We start from the raw sequence: 914 nt of genomic DNA, 5'->3' as shown, positions 1-914 counted from the left end.
CACCCCAGAAGTCACCAGCAGCCAGCACATCGCGAACGATGGCCTGGTGCTCGGCCTCCAACGACGCGGCCTGGGCGCGAATCGTCGCACCATGGGCATCCACATCGCCAAACTGGTAATTAATCGTCATCGCTCAATCTCCTAACGCCTCAAGCCGCTAACTGCTCAGAATCTGCTGCGAAGCCTGCTCTTGCTGCTCGTAATTATTGGCGTCGCGGATCAGCCCGTCGCGAACGCTCTGCAGCATGTTCACAATGTTGTGAAACGCCTGGTTCATCTGTCCCATCGTGTTGTAGGACGTCGCCTCGGCGGCCCCACTCCAACTGGTGCCGGAAATGTTCTGCGACGAGGTCCACATCCGACGCGCCTCATCCGAAACCGTCTGCGCATGCACGTCGAAACGGCCTGCCATCGCCCGCATTGCGTGCGGGTCGGTCATAAATCGCGTAGCCACCACACTGCTCCTTTCATCAACTAAATGTTTCGGTCAAGCGCCGCTGCGGCGCCCAACGTCCAAACCCCGCCTATCACCCCCGCCCTATCCGACTCCGACGCGCGGCACCACGCTGGGTCGCGCCTGCACGACGTTGGGGCTGGCTCCGCCGCGGCCCATCATCCCGCCGGGCATGCCGGCGCCGGCGCCCATGCCGCCCATCGGCATCGGCATGAACGGCATGCCGCCGCCCATCGGCGCCCCGGCCCCGGCGGCGGCGGGCGCCTCTCCGCCCAGCCCCGACATCGCCGCGCTGACCATCCGCGCCGGCGTCGACCCCTGCCACGTCGGCGGCACCGACATCGCACCGACCAGCCGCGACTTGCCCAATTCCGCGGCGGCGCCGCCCAGGCCGCGTCGTTGGAGGCCGAGCACCAGGCCATCGTTCGCGATGTGCTGGCTGCTGGTGACTTCTGGGGTG

The 914-nt window shown here is 66.5% G+C and carries 1 protein-coding gene and 3 pseudogenes; 1 reads left to right on the top strand and 3 read right to left on the bottom strand.

All coding sequences use genetic code 11. The features are described from left to right. From A5712_RS07710 to A5712_RS31270, 3 genes and pseudogenes are all read right to left on the bottom strand, one after another. A pseudogene (locus tag A5712_RS07710) lies at positions 1 to 130 on the bottom strand (type VII secretion protein EsxI); the annotation flags it as partial. 27 nt (positions 131 to 157) lie between these two features. Then, positions 158 to 454, bottom strand: a complete 297-nt coding sequence (locus A5712_RS07705) for a WXG100 family type VII secretion target (protein ID WP_068103175.1) — start codon at positions 452 to 454, stop codon at positions 158 to 160. An 84-nt stretch (positions 455 to 538) separates the two neighbouring features. Then, positions 539 to 847 (bottom strand): annotated as a pseudogene (locus tag A5712_RS31270) (hypothetical protein); the annotation flags it as partial. On the opposite strand from A5712_RS31270, the pseudogene A5712_RS30080 reads away from it, so the two are divergent. Next, positions 839 to 914 (top strand): annotated as a pseudogene (locus tag A5712_RS30080) (type VII secretion protein EsxI); the annotation flags it as partial. The pseudogenes A5712_RS31270 and A5712_RS30080 sit on opposite strands and share 9 nt — an antisense overlap.

This window comes from Mycobacterium sp. E2327 (assembly GCF_001672675.1).
Lineage (GTDB): Bacteria > Actinomycetota > Actinomycetes > Mycobacteriales > Mycobacteriaceae > Mycobacterium.
This window is presented reverse-complemented; position numbering and strand designations above follow the sequence as displayed.